Source organism: Paenibacillus sp. MY03 (genome assembly GCF_002165585.1).
Lineage (GTDB): Bacteria > Bacillota > Bacilli > Paenibacillales > Paenibacillaceae > Pristimantibacillus > Pristimantibacillus agaridevorans.
On record NZ_MXQD01000001.1, the window covers coordinates 104593 to 122924 of the forward strand.

General features: G+C 54.9%; 12 protein-coding genes. 7 read left to right on the plus strand and 5 right to left on the minus strand.

Annotated elements, in window-relative coordinates:
• The first annotated feature begins 1 nt into the window (after position 1).
• The 4 genes from B1748_RS00275 (at position 2) to B1748_RS00290 (ending at position 5588) form a co-directional block, all read left to right on the plus strand.
• Entirely contained in the window at positions 2-835 is an 834-nt protein-coding gene (locus tag B1748_RS00275; RefSeq protein WP_256975455.1) for a carbohydrate ABC transporter permease, read from the plus strand.
• A gap of 17 nt (positions 836-852) precedes the next feature.
• Positions 853-3651 carry a glycoside hydrolase family 2 protein gene (locus B1748_RS00280; protein ID WP_087565863.1) on the plus strand — a complete coding sequence of 933 codons (2799 nt, stop codon included), beginning with the start codon at positions 853-855 and terminating at the stop codon, positions 3649-3651.
• Positions 3641-4789 (plus strand): galactonate dehydratase, encoded by a 1149-nt coding sequence (gene dgoD, locus B1748_RS00285; protein ID WP_087565864.1) that lies wholly within the window; start codon positions 3641-3643, stop codon positions 4787-4789. The genes B1748_RS00280 and dgoD overlap by 11 nt, the downstream gene beginning before the upstream one ends.
• Before the next feature lie 229 nt (positions 4790-5018).
• Positions 5019-5588, plus strand: coding sequence for an SF0329 family protein (locus tag B1748_RS00290; RefSeq protein WP_087565865.1), 570 nt, complete (start codon positions 5019-5021; stop codon positions 5586-5588).
• Positions 5589-5702: 114 nt separating this feature from the next.
• Here the strand turns inward: B1748_RS00290 and B1748_RS00295 are convergent, their stop codons facing one another.
• Positions 5703-6602 (minus strand): AraC family transcriptional regulator, encoded by a 900-nt coding sequence (locus tag B1748_RS00295; protein ID WP_087565866.1) that lies wholly within the window; start codon positions 6600-6602, stop codon positions 5703-5705.
• Between the two features lie 126 nt (positions 6603-6728).
• Between B1748_RS00295 and B1748_RS00300 the strand changes: the two genes are divergently transcribed.
• Positions 6729-8798 (plus strand): beta-galactosidase, encoded by a 2070-nt coding sequence (locus B1748_RS00300; RefSeq protein WP_087565867.1) that lies wholly within the window; start codon positions 6729-6731, stop codon positions 8796-8798.
• Between the two features lie 60 nt (positions 8799-8858).
• On the opposite strand, the gene B1748_RS00305 is transcribed toward B1748_RS00300, so the two are convergent.
• From B1748_RS00305 to B1748_RS00320, 4 genes are all read right to left on the minus strand, one after another.
• Complete coding sequence (locus B1748_RS00305) at positions 8859-11063, minus strand: alginate lyase family protein (RefSeq protein WP_087565868.1); 2205 nt, start codon at positions 11061-11063, stop codon at positions 8859-8861.
• A gap of 22 nt (positions 11064-11085) precedes the next feature.
• Positions 11086-11955, minus strand: coding sequence for a carbohydrate ABC transporter permease (locus tag B1748_RS00310; protein WP_087565869.1), 870 nt, complete (start codon positions 11953-11955; stop codon positions 11086-11088).
• A 19-nt stretch (positions 11956-11974) separates the two neighbouring features.
• On the minus strand, positions 11975-12883 hold the full coding sequence (locus B1748_RS00315; RefSeq protein ID WP_087565870.1) for an ABC transporter permease: 909 nt from the start codon (positions 12881-12883) through the stop codon (positions 11975-11977).
• An 80-nt stretch (positions 12884-12963) separates the two neighbouring features.
• Positions 12964-14541, minus strand: a complete 1578-nt coding sequence (locus B1748_RS00320) for an extracellular solute-binding protein (protein WP_087565871.1) — start codon at positions 14539-14541, stop codon at positions 12964-12966.
• Positions 14542-14843: 302 nt separating this feature from the next.
• On the opposite strand from B1748_RS00320, the gene B1748_RS00325 reads away from it, so the two are divergent.
• Positions 14844-16601: a cache domain-containing sensor histidine kinase gene (locus B1748_RS00325; protein ID WP_179215291.1), complete on the plus strand. Its 1758-nt coding sequence runs from the start codon at positions 14844-14846 to the stop codon at positions 16599-16601.
• A complete protein-coding gene (locus tag B1748_RS00330; RefSeq protein ID WP_087565873.1) occupies positions 16588-18213 on the plus strand; it encodes a response regulator transcription factor in 1626 nt (541 codons plus the stop codon). Before B1748_RS00325 ends, B1748_RS00330 begins: the two co-directional genes overlap by 14 nt.
• Positions 18214-18332: the final 119 nt, after the last annotated feature.

Sequence of the window (18332 nt, forward strand, 5' to 3'; positions counted from 1 at the left end):
GATGACTAACAGCTTGCGCAGAATGAGCATCGGCCGTCTGATCCTCTATGTGCTCGGCTTCGGACTAGCCGTCATATGGCTGGCCCCCCTGGTGTGGATGATCGTTACGGCGGTTAAGCCTGCCGGCAGCGCGGTTACGGTGATGAGCGAGTTGTTTAAGGCGCCGTTTACACTGGACAACTACAAATACGTGTTAGGCAATGCATCTGTCTGGAGCTGGACCTTAAACAGCTCGCTGGTCGCTCTTGTCGTAACCGTGCTCACGCTGCTGATCAATTCCCTGGCGGCTTTTGCGTTGTCGCGGATACGTTTTGTAGGCAAACAATTGATTTTCTGGCTGGTTCTAATGGGACTTATGGTTCCGATTGAAGCGAAAATCATACCGCTATTCCAAATTATGGTCGACCTTAATCTTATCAATTCCTACCCTGCGTTAATTCTGCCCAGCTTGGCGGCACCTTTGGGCGTATTTATTCTAAAACAGTTTTATGACGGAATTCCGAAGGACCTGGTGGAAGCGGCGAAAATCGATGGAGCAGGACTGCTGCGGATCTACTGGAGCTTATTCCTCCCGCTGTCCCGATCCTCCATGGCGGCCTTGGCGATATTTACTTTTGTCACCTCCTGGAACAATTATCTGTGGCCGTTCCTGGCTGTAACGGAAGAGAAGATGATGACGCTGCCTGTTGGAATTCCTACATTCCAAAGCGCTTATACGGCGGAATTAATTATACCGATGGCAGCCAATGTGCTTGCCAGCCTGCCGGCTATCCTTGCGTTTATTCTATTCCAGAAGCACATCATTAAGGGCATCACGATGACCGGAATTAAGTAAGGCGAGGAGAGAGAGAAATGAGACAAAGTTGGAGTTTGGATGGAGAATGGCAATTCCTGATCGATCCGCTTCAAGCGGGAGAGAGGGAAAGCTGGTACGACAATGAACAGCCATGGAACGAGGCGAGGAAGGTAGCCGTTCCTCATATCTGGCAGCGGGAAGGCGGAGAGCTGGTCGGCTACCACGGCGTGGCCTGGTATCGCAAGACGATCAGCTTGCCCGGCCGCGACAGCGGCAAGCAGCATTGCATCTGCTTTGACGCGGTAGACTACCGCTGCGCGGTATGGTGGAACGGAGCCTATATCGGCGAACACGAAGGCGGCTTTACGCCGTTCGAGCTCTCCATTCCTGCCGAGTTGATGCAAGAGGAAAATCAGGTCGTTTTGAGCGTATTCGATCCGAAGGATAATGCGGAGATTCCGATTGGCAAGCAAGGCAGCTGGTATACCCGGGTGAGCGGAATATGGCAGTCGGTTAAGGTGGAAGAGCGCGCATCCTCCTACGTAGGAAGCGTGTTGGTCACGCCTGATCTGGACGGCATGAAGCTGGGACTGCGGGCAGAGCTGCTTGTCGGCGGCGGGCATGACTTGAAGCTTGACTATACGATTCGCCCTCATGCGCTGGGCGAAGAGAACACCTTCGAGGCGGCCAGCTATAGTGGCGAATTGGGCGAGCTTGGCGAGCTCCGCTCCGAGGGGCGTAACCGGCCGATTCAAGTGAAGTGGGACAAGCCGGTTCCCGGGATGCTCCTTTGGTCGACGGAAGCGCCGCATTTATACGAGATCGAAGTTTGCTTATCGGATGCGAGCGGCGTCATTGACCGGTTCGTTGCGATTTTCGGCATGCGCAAGGTAGAGCAAAGAGACGGCCGTATTTATGTCAATAACCAACCTGTCTATATTCGGGGGGCGCTGGATCAAGCTTTTTATCCCGATTCCATCTACACGGCGGGTTCCGTTGATGAGATACGCAAGGAGATTGAGCTGGCCAAGCAGATGGGCTTCAATTTGTTGCGCAAACATATCAAAGTAGAAATCCCGGAGTACTTGTATTGGGCGGATCGACTAGGCATGCTCATTTGGGCGGAGCCGCCGAACTTTGTAAAGTGGACCGAAGCGGCGAGAACCCGATTTGTGTCGGAGATCGAAGCGATGCTGAAACGGGATTACAATCATCCTTCCATTATTATTTGGTCCATTTATAACGAAGAATGGGGCCTGGAGTGGGATCTGGAATTTGATCCCGAGAAGCAGAAGCATGTCGCGGAGCTATACGATTGGCTGAAGGAATGGGATCCTACCCGCCTGATCTGCGATAACAGCGGATGGACGCATATCAAGACGGACATCAATGATCATCACCGCTACTTTGCCTGCCCCGAGCAGTTGGATGAGTGGAGAGAGGATCTGGATGAGCTGTTGATCGGCAACCCGGATAAAAACTTTGTAGCGCCGTATCGATCCCAGGGGGAGCCGATCATTGTATCCGAATTCGGCGTCTGGGGACTTCCGAGCGTAGAGCGGTTGAAAGACTTTTATGACGGCAACGAGCCTTGGTGGTTTATCAATCAGGGCGAAGAGACCCATCAGGACGACTATAAGAAACCTACGACGGCTCTGGACAATATGGACAAGTTCGGCTTAGCCAGCGCCTTCGGCGATTTCGAAACTTTAGCCGTTCATTCGCAGCGCCGCATGTTCCGCGCGGTCAAGTCGTTAATCGAGGAGATGCGGAAGCGTCCTGCCATCGGCGGCTACGTTGTCACCGAATTTACCGACATCGAGTGGGAAACGAACGGATGGCTGGATTTCCTGCGTCAGCCTAAGGAAGGTTTCGATCGCCTGATCGACTTTAATGGCGCCTGCTGCGTATTTGCCGAGGTGGAGCGTGCGAATCTATGGTCCGGCGAACAAGTCTCTTGGGAACTGGTGCTGACTAACGACGACGGAAAACGGATGTCCGGCGAGGTCAAGTGGTCCTTGGCGAACAGCGCTATGCAAGGCACGGTGCAAGTAGAGGTCGACGACGTATGGAAGCAGCTTCCCGGCGCGATTACGTTTACCGTGCCTGAGAGCAAGGCGGTACTCCCGGAGCGTCTGGTGCTGGAATGGATCGTCGAAGGAACCTGCGTGGCCCGCAACGAATACGAACTGACCTTCACTCCGAAGCAGCTTGTAAACGCGGATCGGGAGTCCGCCGTGGCGATTCACGGGTTAAATGCGGGTTTCCAGGCAGCGTTGGAAGCCAACCGATGGGGGACGGCCGCTACCGATACCCTAACGAACGAGGCTGTTATGGTAACGGACTGCCTGGACAAGGAAGCGGAGAGCTTTGCGCGCCAGGGCGGCAGCGTGCTGTTCCTTGCCGAGAAGGGAGACGGCCTTAAGGCGTCTGGCCCGTTTACCTTCAGGCAGCTCGCTCCCGGCGAGAGCTGGCCGAGAGCATCCTCCATGAATTACGTGGATTCCCGTTGCTTCGATGGACTGCCGCTGCTGCCCGAGATGGGCTGGGAGCTGGAGGGTTTGTATCCGGACTACGTACTGCCGTTCGGCGATTATAAGAAGGTAGGCGTAAAACGGACGGTTAATATGTTTGGCAATCCGGGCACCGCGGAAGCCGGGGAAGTGATATCCGGCTACTTCCAGGGATGGCTCGGACAAAACGGAGGTTCGATCGTACGCCATCCGCTTGGCAAAGGTTATGTGACGGTCGTGACCTGGAAGTTGATCGAACGTTATGGACATGAGCCGATGGCTACAATGATTGTCAATCGTCTACTTCATATTGCAAAGGATGGGACTCCTTATGAAAATTAAATCGATCGAATTATTTAAAGTTCCTCCCCGTTGGCTCTTTCTCAAGATGACAACGGATGACGGACTAGTCGGTTGGGGCGAGCCGGTCGTCGAAGGTCGTGCGGATACGGTTCGCGCTGCCGTCGAAGAACTCAGCTCCTATCTGATCGGACAGGATCCCATGCGGATTGAAGATCTGTGGCAAGTCATGTACAGGGGCGGCTTCTATCGCGGAGGTCCTATCCTTACGAGCGCCATCTCGGGCATCGAGCAAGCCTTGTGGGATATCAAGGGCAAATTTTACAATGCTCCGGTGTACGATCTGCTCGGCGGTTCCTGCCGGGACAGCATTCGCGTCTACAACTGGATTGGGGGAGACCGCCCAAGCGACGTTAGAGAAGCGGCAAGGAAGCAGATTGATGCAGGTTTCACCGCTGTAAAGATGAACGGCACGGAAGAATTGCATTACATCGATTCCTTCGACAAAGTGCAGGCGGTTCTGGATCGCTTATATACGGTCCGCGAAGTAGGCGGCCCGCAATTCGGCATAGGCATCGACTTCCATGGACGCGTGCACAAAGCGATGGCGAAAATTCTCGCCAAGGAACTGGAACCTCTGCGTCCGATGTTTATCGAGGAGCCGGTGTTGCCCGAGAACAACGAAGCGCTGAAAGAAATTGCCCGATACACCTCCGCTCCCATTGCGACAGGCGAGCGCATGTATACGCGTTGGGGCTTTAAGGAGCTGCTGCAGCAAGGGATCGTCGATATTATCCAGCCGGATGTTTCCCATGCCGGAGGAATTCTGGAGACTCGCAAAATTGCAGCGATGGCAGAAGCATACGACGTTGCTCTCGCGCCGCATTGTCCGCTCGGACCGATTGCGTTGGCTGCTTGCCTGCATGTCGACGCATGTTCCCCGAATGCTTTTATCCAGGAACAGAGCCTGGGTATTCATTATAACCAGGGAAGCGATCTGCTCGACTATTTGAAAGACCCGAAAGTGTTCGGATACGAAAAAGGTTTTGTTAAGATACCGCAAGGCCCGGGACTCGGAATCGAAGTGAATGAAGAGAAGGTAAGAGAGAGGGCCCAGATTGGCCATGACTGGAAAAATCCGTTATGGCGCAATGCGGACGGCACTGTGGCGGAGTGGTAAGCTGTACGCCGGCAGAGTTGTGCCGGCATGTACATCTTGATAGGTGTGTCCAATAACGCTGCGGTTTGCAGCAATCGCACGAACGGAAGCGTTCGCTACTGATTCTATCAGTAAGCGGACGCTTTTTCTGTTGGCGACTACATTGCAAAATAGTAAAAAACCGCTTTGTTTGGTAAAGTGAAAGTGCGACCTATTTGTAGAGTATTGCATGTAGAACAAGGAGGAGCATATGTCCTGGAGCAAATTGAAACAAAATCTGGAGAGTTTTCTTAGTCCTGCGTTAAGCGGAAGGGTAGAATACCGTTCGACCAGCTACCGTTATTTACCTGACAAAGCAGGGCTTTGTTATATTGCAGTCGATAAAAAGAATGTATTTAATATGACGGATGCAACGAGCTTGATCAGATGGTATAAGACGGAGCTTGAAATTAAAAATGATCCGGATATCCAAATCCCTGTCAACCATGAGGAAATCGAAGCAATCAGAAAAGAGACCAAAGGGGCCGTTCCGGAGGATCGCCTGATCGTAATTGCGAGAAATAGAAAAATGACGGAATACGCCAAGGAGCTTCTGTCGGCGCAGTCGGCATTAAGCAAATCCAACTTCGTTGTTGCGGCCAATACATTTTTATCCAGTCCTATAGAAGAAAGCTTGGAGAGCAAGGATATCTTGTTAAATGTTCTAGCTTTGGTGGACAGACGCGTAGGAAAAAAACGATTACTAAACATAGCCGAGAATATGAAGTCAAAGCATCCCATTGTACAGTTTTTTTATGAGCTGCGGCTTGGTGCGTTTTAAAAATAATTACGCGAATATAAATACAACAGGTTCAATAGAAACCGTTCCTTCGTACAAATGGAAGCGCAACTCGCCATTTACGATGGAACGGTTTCTTCGTAGGGGAGGCGAGCTTTACATCGGCTTCGGGAGTTTGCCCGTAAGGGCATACTGCTTCGGCGTAGCGCCGTACGTGCGCTTGAACATCCGGATGAAGTAGCTGGTGTCCATTCCGAGCTTCTCCGCGACCCGGTCCACCGTAATGCCGGGATGGTCCTTAAAGATTTGCAAGGATCGATTCATGCGCAGCTGCAGCATGTATTGCTGAGGCGTCATGCCGTAGCCCGCGACGAACAGGCGGTGAAAATGCTGAACCGAATAGCCGGCCGCCTTGGCTACGTTGGACAGAAGCAGCCGCTCGGTCGAGTGGTCGTGTATCCATTGCACGGCCGCCTGCAAGGCGGAATTGGGCAGATCCGACGGCATGTTCTTTTTGGAAGGCTTTGCGGCCGGGTATTGCCCCTCCATCCAGGCGACCAGCAGATCATACAACCGCCTTGAAGCTTCGTAGGCATGCTCGCCGCCCTGCTTTATCGTATGCCAGATCCCCTCCAGCTTTAGCCACAGCTCTTCGAAATTCGGCGTGTGGACGGCGACCGGTTCCGGTTCACCCGGCAGCGAAGTCTTCTCGACGGCAGACGGATTGCTCACGCCCATTTGTGAAAGCAATCCGTCTGCCGCGCTTCCGCCAAAGGCGATATAACCGAGATTCCAGGTATCCTCTGACGAATCCGGTTGATAGAGATGTCTCGTATGCGCAGGCATCAGCAGCGCCATGCCCGCCGACAGCCCGTACTTTTGCCCATCGGCTATGCGGAAGCTCCCCTTGCCTCTCCGGGTAAGGAACAACTGATGCGCGGGATAACCGCTGCCGAGCCTATTGATCTCCCTCTGCTCATGGCTGCCCACGCACCTGACGTACAGGGGGAGGCGCTGCTCCAGATTGGCGTTGTCGGCGAACAAGAATGGCATCATCGTTAACGACACTCCTTATATGATAAGATTGGACGATTTATTGACGGTTCTGGTCAATGATCAGCGTTCCATTATGGACTATGATCAAGGCATAAGCGAAATATAAGATGATGAGGTGGAACGTAGATGACAATTTTAAAAGCTCCGGTAAGCTCGAAACTTCCCGTGCTCATGCACGGAGCCGACTATAATCCCGACCAATGGCTGCATGATCCCGCCGTGCTGGAGGAAGACATACGGCTAATGAAGCTTGCCGGCTGCAACGTGATGGCGATCGGCATTTTTTCGTGGGCGGCGCTGGAGCCCTCCGAAGGCGAATTCCGGTTCGAGTGGCTGGACCAAGTGCTGGAGCGCTTTCGTCGCAACGGCATATATGCCTGGCTGGCAACGCCGAGCGGCGCGCGTCCCGCATGGCTGGCCGAGAGCTACCCGGAGGTGCTTCGGGTAGGACCTAACCGGGTTCGCAATTTGTACGCGGGGAGACATAACCACTGTTTTACCTCTTCTGTCTACCGGGAGAAGATCGCCCTGATCAATCGCAAGCTGGCGGAGCGTTACGCGGCGCATCCCGCGGTCGTCGGCTGGCATATTTCCAACGAATACGGGGGCGAGTGCCATTGCGACCTGTGCCAGGAGGCGTTCCGGAGCTGGCTGAAACGCCAATACGGCACGCTCGATTCGTTGAATCTGGCATGGTGGACCTCCTTCTGGGCGCATACGTATACGGATTGGAAGCAGATCGAATCCCCTGCCCCGCACGGGGAGCGAATGGTTCACGGCCTGAATCTGGACTGGCGCCGCTTCGTGACGGATGGGACGGTCGCCTTCTGCAAGCATGAGATCGATGCCGTCAAATGGGCCAATCCCGACCTGCCGGTTACGACCAACATGTATACGCTCGAGACGCTGGACTATCGCAAATTCGCCGCCATATTGGACGTCATCTCATGGGATGCCTATCCGGACTGGCATAGCGAACCGGATAACGTCAAGGTAGCTTCGACGTTCGCCTTCATGCACGACATGTTCCGCTCCATGCTGCGCAAGCCGTTTCTATTGATGGAGAGCACGCCCAGCATGACCAACTGGCAGGCGGTGAGCAAGCTGAAGAAGCCGGGCATGCACCGGTTGTCCTCCCTGCAGGCGATTGCGCACGGCTCGGATTCCGTGCAATATTTCCAATGGAGGAAAAGCAGGGGCTCCAGCGAGAAATTGCACGGAGCGGTCGTCGACCACGCCGGTCACGAGCATACCCGCGTATTCAAGGACGTCGCGGAATTAGGCGGAACGCTGGCCGACCTTTCGGAAGTTGCGGGCTCGCTTACCCCTTCGGAGACCGCGATCCTGTTCGATTGGGGGAACCGTTGGGCCGTCAAGGACGCGAAGGGCCCTCGCAATGCCGGACTGCATTACGAGGAGACGGTACACGACCATCATCGCGCGTTCTGGAATCAGGGCATTCCCGTTGACGTGATCGGCAGCGAGGACGATTTTGCGCCTTACAAGCTGATCGTTGCGCCGATGCTCTACCTGTGCAGAGAAGAAACCGGACGCAAGCTGGAGTCGTTCGTGGAGCGCGGCGGAACTCTTGTCGTTACCTATTGGTCGGGCATCGTCGACGAGCATGACCTATGCCATCTGGGAGGTTTCCCCGGGCCGCTCCGCAAGACGCTCGGCATCTGGGCGGAGGAGATCGACGCGCTGCAAGATCACGAGCGCAACGGCTTGTCCCTGATAGAAGGCAACCCGCTAGGGCTGTCCGGCCGTTATGAATCCCGCGAGCTGTGCGAGCTGATTCATCTGGAGGGAGCGGAAGCGCTAGGCTGCTACACCGACGATTTCTACGCGGAGCGGCCAGCTCTTACGGTCAATAGCCTGGGACAAGGGAAGGCGTATTACATGGCGACTCGTTTTGAAGGCGACTTCCTTCTTGAATTCTATCGAGCGGTGACGGCGCAAGCCGGCGTAACGCCCGTGCTGGATACGGTGCTGCCGGCAGGCGTTACCGCGCAGCAGCGGACGGACGGCAGCTCGGATTTTGTTTTCCTGATGAATTTCGGCGACAAGGCGGCGGAGGTAACGCTGGACGGACGGACCTACGTCGATCTTGAAAACGGCGAAGCCGTGGAAGCTGTCGTCCAACTGCCTGTTAACGGCATTCGGGTGTTGAAGCGCGACGCGTCTCCCCATTCATGATAGTTGCAAAAGCCCCAGGCTAGCGATCAAGTCGCGAGTCCGGGGCTTTTGTATGTTCAATTATAGGAAAGTCTGCGTCAGCGAATGGAGCAGAACATCGTCGACGCCGCGCCGTCCGCCGTATTCGATCTCGCGAACCGTAAGTTTCGGCAGCAGTCCTTCCGTTACGGGATTGCCCGTATGGTCGAGATAATCGGCAACCCGCAGCCCGCGATGGTCGAGGCAGATGTCGTCCGTCCAACCGTCGCCCGCGATGCGAAGTGCGGTCGCGTCGAGGCGGTCGAGCTCCGCGCCTTCCGAGACGGCGCTCAAACGCGATAGCTCAAGCGATGGCGTCTTTGTGCCGTACGGCAGCACGACCGTTTCCATAACCGCCCTTCCCGTGGCTTTCAGCGTACGTTTGACGACCGGCTTCGCATGGTATTGCCCTTGGAGAAAGTACAACCCTGACTCCAACGCAAGCTGGGCGGAATCCAGCTCCGGATAGGCAAGCAGCACGTTGCCGCCGTCCTCGCGGTCCGTCCGGACGCGCTCGCGCCCGAAGTCGGCGGTTGCCGCGCCGGGAGGCAAGTGAAAGTATTGCTCGTAGACATGCTGCTCTCGCGCTTCGAACAGATCCACGATCAGCCAATACCTGTTTTTGACGAACAGCACCTTGCGGGAATGGATCACGGGATCGTCGTACCGCGTATAGCCGTAATGGCTGGCAAACCAGTAATCGTAGCGCTCCGTGCTTCGGAAATCCCAGATGCGGCAAGGGGCCGTCTGCGGCGTGTTCCAATGGGCGCTGCGGACATGCTGGTCGCCGCCGTCGACGACGACCGTATTGTGGGCCCGCGTCGAAAGGACGTATTTGCGCTCCTTGTTCCACTCGAATAAGCCGATCCCGGAGTCGACGAGCAGCTCCCGGCCGCCGGCTAACGCGATGACGCCCAGCGTGTCGGCATGCGCGTGCCCGGCGACGCCGACTCCGGCGCGAGCCGCCATGTACAGCGCGTCGCCGCTCCAATCCTGGCGGGATATGAGATAACCGCCGATGGGGAAACACGCCGCCGTCGCTTGCGGCGACCGAGCCTCGAGCTTCCCGTAGCTCTCGGGCGCATCCGGACCGACTCTCCACAGCAGCGAGAAAGGCAGTTCCTCGTAGCCGAGATATTTGAAATCCGGTCGGTTGTACATGTACGCGCCTAAACTCATGACCGCGCGGAGATCGTGCGATGACAAAACGTCCGTATCGCCGAATCTCGGGAGTTGTCCGTCAGGCGTCATGAGATGCATCAGCACGTCGAACATTTTCTCGAGCGTCCGGTCGTATTCGATTGCCGGGATCCCGAGCTTCTGCAAGAGCGCGACAAGCTCGTACAAGTCCCGCATGACGATTTGATGATAGTTGGGACTGGCTTCGAATTGCACGCCGTCCTCGTATACGTTCTGCCGGATGTAGCCGGGCAGCTCCTTCATGCCGTACGCCAGCCAGTCCCGGGAGTCCTTCAGTTCGGGCAGCAGCAGGGACAGCGTGATCAAGCCGCGAAGCTGCATGCAGACGTGGTTGCCGTGGGACGCATGGTAATTCCGGGTATATACGCCGTGCTGATGGAATGACTTGATCATCAACATCTTGACCTCGGGCTCGAAGGAAGGCGAGCCGAACAGCGCCATAAACGGCTCGGGCAGCACAAATAGCCTGACCCCGACCGACAGCGGATCCCATGTGCAGTGCTCGACGCGGAAGGTACCGTCCTTCGGCATCGGATTGTCGAGAATAAAATGTTTCATCATGTCGTTGAAACAGCGCGCGTACGCTTCGTTGCCGGTCAGCGCGTAGGCGCGGGACAGATGCTTCAGGTAGCCGAAGCGGGTAAGATGAAGCTGGTACTGGGAGCTGTCGAACAGCCAGCCGTTCCAGTCGTACGTTCCCTCGGGAAATGTAATCCGTCTTCCCTTAAAGAGAGGGAAGTTGCTTTTGATCAGCAGCTCCGATTCTTCCAGCGCGAGAACGGCCTCAGGGTCGTCCGCATACCGCTTGCGGGAGTAACTCGCCAATTCGGGCATATCGGCGGCCTCGAAGTAATACCTTTTTGTCGCTCCCGATGCGATCAGGGCCAGGTAAGCATCCCGGGCGCCGTCGATGTCGCCGGCGTTTAACCTTTCGCGTACGCCTTCCATCCCGGGGCGATCAAGATCCAGTTCCTCGCGCAAAAACGACTCGTCCGAGGGAAGCGGCTGCGTATAGTGCGGGTCGTGCCGAAGATCCTTGTATCCCATTTTATATACCTCCTACTAACAGCTATTCTTTGATGGACCCCAGCATAGCGCCTTGGGCGAAATATTTTTGCAAGAACGGATAGACGACTACGACGGGCAGCATCGCCAGCAGGATCGCGGCATTCTGTACGTTCGGCCCCAGATTGGCGGCCATCTGCGCGTCGAGCGCGGCATCGGCGGATATGTTGGAGGAGCTGATGGCGACCATCTGCCGAAGCAGCGGCTGAATCGGCCACCTCGTCGTGTCGTTGATGTAGATGACGGCCGAGAAAAACTCGTTCCAATACTGCACCATAAAAAACAGCGTAAACGTCGCGATGATCGGTTTGGACAGCGGAAGCACGACGGACATCAGAATGCGGAATTCGCCCGCGCCGTCGATGCGCGCCGCTTCGTCCAGGCTTTCGGGAAGGTTCTGGAAAAAGGTTCGGATGACCAGAATATTAAAGGCGCTGGAGGCCGCGGGCAACACGATCGCCCAATACGAATCCAGCAGTCCCATTCCCTTGACGACCAGGTAGCTCGGAATCATGCCGCCATGGAAAATCATCGTGAATAAAATAAACAGCAGAATCACTTTTCGTCCCGGCATGATTTTCTTGGAGAGCGCGTACGCCAACGTCAGGGAGACGAATAGATTGACGCAGGTGCCGAGCACGGTAATGTAGACGGAATTTTTGACGGAAGTCATAAACGTTTGCGCGTTAAGCAAATATTTGTACGCGTCGAGCGTCCACGTCTTGGGCCAGACGAAGAAGGCGCCCGACATGGATTGGCCCGGAAGGCTGAAGGATACGGCGATGATATATAGAAAAGGCAGCACGACCATCAAGGAGATCAGAAGGATGATGACTGCCAGCGCGCTGTCGAACCAAGTGATGCGAAGTTTCATGTGATGTCCCACCTTTGTCTTAGAGAATGCCGTCCTCGCCCATCAGCTTGGCCAAATAGTTGGCGCCGAGCACCAGAATAAGGCTGACGACGGATTTGAACATGCCGACCGTAATGGCGAAGCTGTAATTGAATTGCTGCAGCCCGGTATGGTAGACGAACAGGTCGAACACGTTCGAGACATCCAAGTTGAGACTGTTGGTCATCAGGAAAATCTGCATGAAGTTCGAATCCAGAGAAGAGCCCAACCTTAGAAGCAGCAGGATGACGATGGTGCTTTTGATTCCCGGCAGCGTAATATGCCAAATGTTGTGGAAACGGTTGGCGCCGTCCACCTTGGCGGCTTCGTACAGCTCGGGATTGATGCCGGCCAACGCGGCAAGAAAGATGATCGTGCCCCATCCCGCATCCTTCCAGATGGCTTGGAAGGTGATCAACGGCCGGAACCAGTCGTTGCTGACCAGGAAGTTCGCGCTCGTATCGAACCACTGTTCCAAATAGTGGTTGATGACCCCGGATGGGCCAAAAAAAGAAATGGTAATGCCGTAAATGACGACCCAAGACAGAAAGTGTGGCAGATAGACGATTGTTTGGGAAACGCGCTTGAACATTTTTAAGCGGAGCTCGTTGAGCATGATCGCAAGCAGGATCGTAAACGGGAAATAGACGACGAGACTAAGCAGGCTGATCATAAGTGTATTTTTTAAGAGGACAAAAAAGTTGTTGGTGCTGAAAAATTGTTGAAAATGCTCGAAGCCGACCCATGGGCTCTTGATCATGCCGATAAACGGGCTGTAATCCTTGAATGCAAGCAACAGTCCCGACATGGGAACGTAATGGAAAATCAGAAAATACAAGATGCCCGGGGCGGCAAGCAAATAAAAGGGCCATAGTTGACTGAATCGGTTAAAGCGATGACTTTTCACCATGAGCTCTCGTTCCTCCTTATCCATGGACAAAAAATAGGGGTCTCGCACCCCTATTTTTTGTCTCTGTGCAGACTTTGTCTTTATTGTTGATCTGCGTTATATTCTTCCAGCAGTTCTTTGGCGATAACCGCGCCGTCGCCTGCCGTCCACGCGTCGATTTCCTTCTGTACGGCTTCCCAGGTTGCTTCGCCCAGGACAAATTGCGTCATGACCGCGCTCATTTTTTTATAAGTATCCGGATTTTTGGCCGCCGTTGCCGAGCTGTAGCTCAAGAACGGATTCGCAATGCCGTAGTTCGCAATGACGTCGAGCGACGCTTTCTGCGCCTCCAAAATTTCCGGAACCTTGGAGTTGGCATAGATGTAAGGATCTACGCGGTTCTCCAGTACAAATGTGCTTGGTTTCTCCAGATCAAAGAGTGCCTTCTGCTCCTCGGTTTGTACCGGAAGGCCATCCTTGAAGTCGCTGGCATGTACGCCGATAACGCCTGCTTTGGAGAATGCGATATTTTCTTCGGAAGCAGTGAAGTCCAGGAAGTCGATAATTTTTTGAACCTTTTCCTTCGGCACGGAGCTAGGAATCGCCCAAATGCCGTAGTAGCCGCCAATCAGCGCTACGCCTTTCTGTCCTTCGCGGCCTTCCAGCACGTCAATGACCGCGATTTCGGCGTTCGGGTCAACTTGCTTCATCTTCTCGAGGTTTGTCTCCGAGATGTCGCCAACGTTCGTTACGAACGCGCCGGCTACGCCGGCCTGGAACTTGTTGCGAGCCTGCTGCTGGTTTTTGAGCACGGGAGCGTCCTTATCGATCAGACCTTTGCTCCATGCGTCTTTTAGCCATTCGAGATAGTTTTTGTATTCGGTTGTTTGGAAGTCGCGAACGGGCTGGCCGTTGTCGTCAAGCGCCCAAATATGCGGCACGCCGAAAGCGAACAGCATCGGGAAGACGGAACCGAACGGACCGGGACCCGCTACGCCGTCTGAGCCATAGACGGTCAAAGGCACTGTATTTCCGCCGCCGGCAGGGTCGTTGTCCTTGAATACCTGAAGGGCGTTCGTCAACTCGTCGATGGTCTTGGGAACCTCCAGGTTGTATTTGTCCAGCCAATCCTTGCGGATCATCACGCTGGCTTCCCCGCCGCCGTACAGGCCGCGCGGTCTTGGAATGCCATAGATTTTGCCTTGTACGCTCGTATTGTTCCATACCGCCTCTTCGATCTGACTGATGTTTTGCGTGCCTTCGATGTAATCCGTCAGGTCGTGAAAGGCGCCCATCTTAACAAGGTTGGTATATTTGTTGTCCTTGCCGCTGTCGATCAGCAGCAGATCGTAATCGTTGGCCGATACGGCGACGGAAAGCTTGTCTCCGTAGGCCTCGGATGGAACGAAGGTCATATCCAGCTTGACATTGCCGCGTTTCTCGAGATCGGCTTTCGCCTGATTGTTGTCCACGGACGGCGGATCGCCGAACGTAATGGTCATCGCTCTGATGGTAGTCGGCTCTGTGCTTGGAACGGCCGTTTGTTGACCGTTTGCGGCATTGGTTGGACTGGTCGTTCCGCCTTCGTTGCTGTTTCCGTTGCTGGAGCAGCCGGCAAGCACGGTCGTCAACAACACGGATGCGGTTACGACTTGCGCGAGATTTTTTTTGATTTGCATGTTTATCCCCCGTTTCAAAGTTTTCCTTGCGGTTACAATTTCGATTATAGTGGAGCGGCAGTCATCTTTGACATGACGGAAACAAGCGAAAGTGTCACCGTTTTTAAGATGATGAGCGTAACGAGTATCATTGGCCGGATAGATTGTACTATACTTAGGTTAGCCGAAGGCGGCCGTTTAAAACACGGTTTCGGCGACACGGAGCGCGAGATGAGGCGCTCGTGCCAACCATGTTTGACGAAGGGGATAGAAGGATGCCGTCACCTTTTTTTGGTTTTTTGACGCGGAGTTTTTATGTCCGCATGATCTTGATCATGCTCGCCGTTTCGATTATTCCGCTGCTTTTGCTTGCCTATATATCGATCTCGGTATCCAGTTCGACGGTGGAGAAGCAAGTGAACAAGCTGAACGCCCAACTGGTCAATCAGCTCATCGACCGGGTAGAGCTGTCCATGAACCGGTTCCGCGAGCTGAGCGTACAATATTCGGGTTTGTCCTCGATTCAGAACGCGCTCGTCTCCCCCTCGGAGTTGTATTATGAAGACGTGGTGCTGAAGCGGGAGCTGATTTCGGTGCTTACCACGGCTTCGGTCGTGATCGGCAACGTGGAAGGACTGCAGGTATACTCCGCCATTACGGGCGAAATTTTGTCCTCCACGGAAGCCCCGTCCCGGATCGAGCATTCGATCAACGGGCCGTTGATCGAACATTTCCTGAGCTCCCCCAGAACGGAGCTGTTTCTCGACAAGGGCTCCATGCCGGAGATGGAGATGCTCCGCGATTCCAGCGTCTATATGGCGCGGATTCCGTACAATAAGTACGAGGAGATGAAGGGCGTTATTATGATCTCCATGAAGAACAACCAGTTTCAACAGCAGATCGAAAATATCCAGCTCGGCTCGCGAGGCTCCATTACGCTGCTCACGCCGTCCGGAAGTCCGATCGCCACGACGAGCAAGCTGAGCGACGAGGACGACAAGGGCCGGGTCGCAACGATCCTCGAGCATTGGCGGGAGCTTGGCAAGCCCAATCAATTCGCGGAGGCCTCTTCGATTATTTCGGTCAAGCAGACCGGAACCTATGACGGCTGGATTGTCGTCTCCGAGATCCCGTCCAAAGAGCTGACCCAGAATACCGGCATTATCCGGGAGACAGTCGTATATTTTCTGGCGATTTTAATCGTTCTCGGCGCCGCGTCCGTTCTCGGCTTCGGTTATCACTTGTATCGGCCGCTTCAGGCGGTAAAGCGGCAGGTCAACGCGATCAAGAAGGGACAGTTCGACGCCCGGGTGGACACGTTCGCGAACAATGAGATCGGCGATCTCGGGCGCATGCTCAACTCGATGGCCATCCGAATCCAGGAGCTGGTGAACGATTTGCAGGATTCGGAGGAGCTCAAGCGCCGTCTCGAAATCCGGGCGCTCCAATCGCAGATCAACCCGCACTTTATGTACAATACTTTGAATACGATTCGAATGTTCGCCATGCTTAAGGACTATGACAAGATTAACACATTGATGGGGCGCTTCGTCGGGTTGCTGCGCTATTCCATGGAAAATTACGACCAAACCGTCCGGCTCGGTCAAGAGCTGGATTATCTGAAGGATTATGTCGGTCTGCTTAATATGCGCTACAAATGCCAGATCGCCCTGGATTACGAGATCGAGGAGCCGCTCGGCAGGATGCAGATCCCGAAGCTCAGCTTGCAGCCCCTCATCGAAAACTCCGTGTTCCACGGCATATTGCCGAAGAAGTCCGAGACCGGACGTATCTCCGTCAGGGCATCCGCCGATCGGGAACGGGAACGAATCGTCGTCGAGATTCGGGACGACGGCCTCGGACTGCCGGAAGCGGAGATGGAGAAATTGCGGGTACATCTCTTGCGCGAGGAGTCAAGCGAAAACATCGGATTGCAGAACGTAAAGATGCGGCTGAAGCTGATGTTCGGCCAGTCGGCGGCCATGGAGCTGAACAGTTGCGAGGGAGAGGGGCTTCTCATTCGCATCGAATTGCAGGCCGATCAAATCGTGATCAAGGAGGAAGAGCATGAGCGGCTATAAGGTACTTCTCGTCGAAGATGAAATTCCCGCCAGAACGGTGTTTCGCGGAATGATCGAGGAACGCGGCGATTTGTTCGAGCTTGTGGGAGAGGCGGAGGATGGCGCGGATGGCCTGGAGCTGTACCATCGGCATAAGCCGCAGCTGGTCGTAACCGATATTACGATGCCGGGCATGAGCGGACTCGAGATGCTACGGGCGATCGAGAGCGGCGGCGGGACGATGCCGCAAGTCGTTATTCTGACCTGCCACCAGGACTTCCAGTTCGCGCAGCAGGCCATTCAGCTCAAGGCGGCTGCTTATCTGATCAAGGATGATTGCCTGAACGATCCGGAACTGCTGGCTCGTACGCTAGAAGAGCTGACGGAGCAGGTCGTCGGCCGGGACGAGACGAGAGAGAAACAGCTGGAGCTGGAGCAGAAGGTGCGGTCCAACGAAATCGTGATCGAGCAGAACCTGTTTCTGGAGATGCTCCGCAATCCGGCAGCCGGAGACGAATGGCTGCAATCGCTGGAGAGAATCGGCATCCCGGCTCGCGGCTCCCAGTCGTTTGCGCTGATGCTGGAGCTGGATCGCAGCTCGCTGCGTTTCTCGATCGAGCAGCCGCAGGAACTCAAGCTATGGCAGTTCGCGGGAGTGAACGTGCTCAACGAGTTGCTCGGCGCGCTGGGCCCTCATAAAGTGATCGCGCTGGACAAAGGCAGGTTCGTCGCGATCTTTGCCCCGACAAACGAGTCACCGCTCGAGACGCTGCTGGATCAGGTCGTGGATTCCTTCTCGAAATATTTGAAGATGGACTCGCTCGCCATAATCAGGAGGTTCCCGTCGGGGCTGGGGGATCGGATGGGCGAGCTGAAAGCGTGGGTGTCAGCCGCTTACCCGTTTTTTTACGATAGCCTCCCAGCTCTTGGGAGCGGATCCCTCGCGCCGGAACGTATCGCGTATGTCCATATCCCGGAACAATACATTCGCTTTTGGGGGAAGGTGCTGAAGGGGGCGCTGCTGGAGTCGCATCTGGTTTCCTCCGCGGTAGAGCATGAACGAAGCTCCTTCCGCAAGCAGGCTAAGGAACACGGCTGGGAGCCCGAGCAGATCAAGTCGCTGTATCTCCGCATTTTCCTTGATCTCAGCCAGTTCACCAACGAAGCCGAGGGTATGGCCGATCTGGAAGCGGATTTCCGGAAAAAGCTGGAGCAATGCCAGACTTTCGACGCCGTACACGATTCCACGGTCGCCTGCTTCCGCAAGCTTAAGCTGCTGCAGGGAGACAATCGGAAGCTCGATGCGTGGATAGCCAAAATCGTGCAGAGGCTGCACGAAAATCTGCACGAACCATTCAAGCTGGAGGAGCTCGCGGCGTCCATCAATTACAGCGTGCCTTACTTCAGCAGCATGTTCAAGAAAACGACGGGCGATAGTTTCGTGCAATACTTGAACAAGCTTCGGCTGGAGAAAGCGAAGCTGCTGCTGCTCACGACGGATCGCAAGACGTTCGAGATCGCGGAGGAAATCGGATTCGAGAATTACCGCTCCTTCAACCGGCTGTTCAAGCGGGACACGGGGCTTACTCCCTCCGACTACCGCAAGCAAGGCGTTGAGGGCGGTTGGAGATAAAGCTGGCGCGCCTATGCCGCAAGGCTTGCGTTCGTTCGTAATGTTTGTTTCAAACCAAATAATCCCTCCTCGCGAACAAACGCAAAGGTTATAATGCGAATATCGAGATTAGTATGATA

Excerpts from the sequence above, each read along its gene's own strand:
- B1748_RS00275 (WP_256975455.1), top strand. The coding sequence starts at position 2 with ATGACTAACAGCTTGCGCAGAATGAGCATCGGCCGTCTGATCCTCTAT.
- B1748_RS00280 (WP_087565863.1), top strand. The coding sequence starts at position 853 with ATGAGACAAAGTTGGAGTTTGGATGGAGAATGGCAATTCCTGATCGAT.
- dgoD (WP_087565864.1), top strand. The coding sequence starts at position 3,641 with ATGAAAATTAAATCGATCGAATTATTTAAAGTTCCTCCCCGTTGGCTC.
- B1748_RS00290 (WP_087565865.1), top strand. The coding sequence starts at position 5,019 with ATGTCCTGGAGCAAATTGAAACAAAATCTGGAGAGTTTTCTTAGTCCT.
- B1748_RS00295 (WP_087565866.1), bottom strand. The coding sequence starts at position 6,602 with ATGATGCCATTCTTGTTCGCCGACAACGCCAATCTGGAGCAGCGCCTC.
- B1748_RS00300 (WP_087565867.1), top strand. The coding sequence starts at position 6,729 with ATGACAATTTTAAAAGCTCCGGTAAGCTCGAAACTTCCCGTGCTCATG.
- B1748_RS00305 (WP_087565868.1), bottom strand. The coding sequence starts at position 11,063 with ATGGGATACAAGGATCTTCGGCACGACCCGCACTATACGCAGCCGCTT.
- B1748_RS00310 (WP_087565869.1), bottom strand. The coding sequence starts at position 11,955 with ATGAAACTTCGCATCACTTGGTTCGACAGCGCGCTGGCAGTCATCATC.
- B1748_RS00315 (WP_087565870.1), bottom strand. The coding sequence starts at position 12,883 with ATGGTGAAAAGTCATCGCTTTAACCGATTCAGTCAACTATGGCCCTTT.
- B1748_RS00320 (WP_087565871.1), bottom strand. The coding sequence starts at position 14,541 with ATGCAAATCAAAAAAAATCTCGCGCAAGTCGTAACCGCATCCGTGTTG.
- B1748_RS00325 (WP_179215291.1), top strand. The coding sequence starts at position 14,844 with ATGATCTTGATCATGCTCGCCGTTTCGATTATTCCGCTGCTTTTGCTT.
- B1748_RS00330 (WP_087565873.1), top strand. The coding sequence starts at position 16,588 with ATGAGCGGCTATAAGGTACTTCTCGTCGAAGATGAAATTCCCGCCAGA.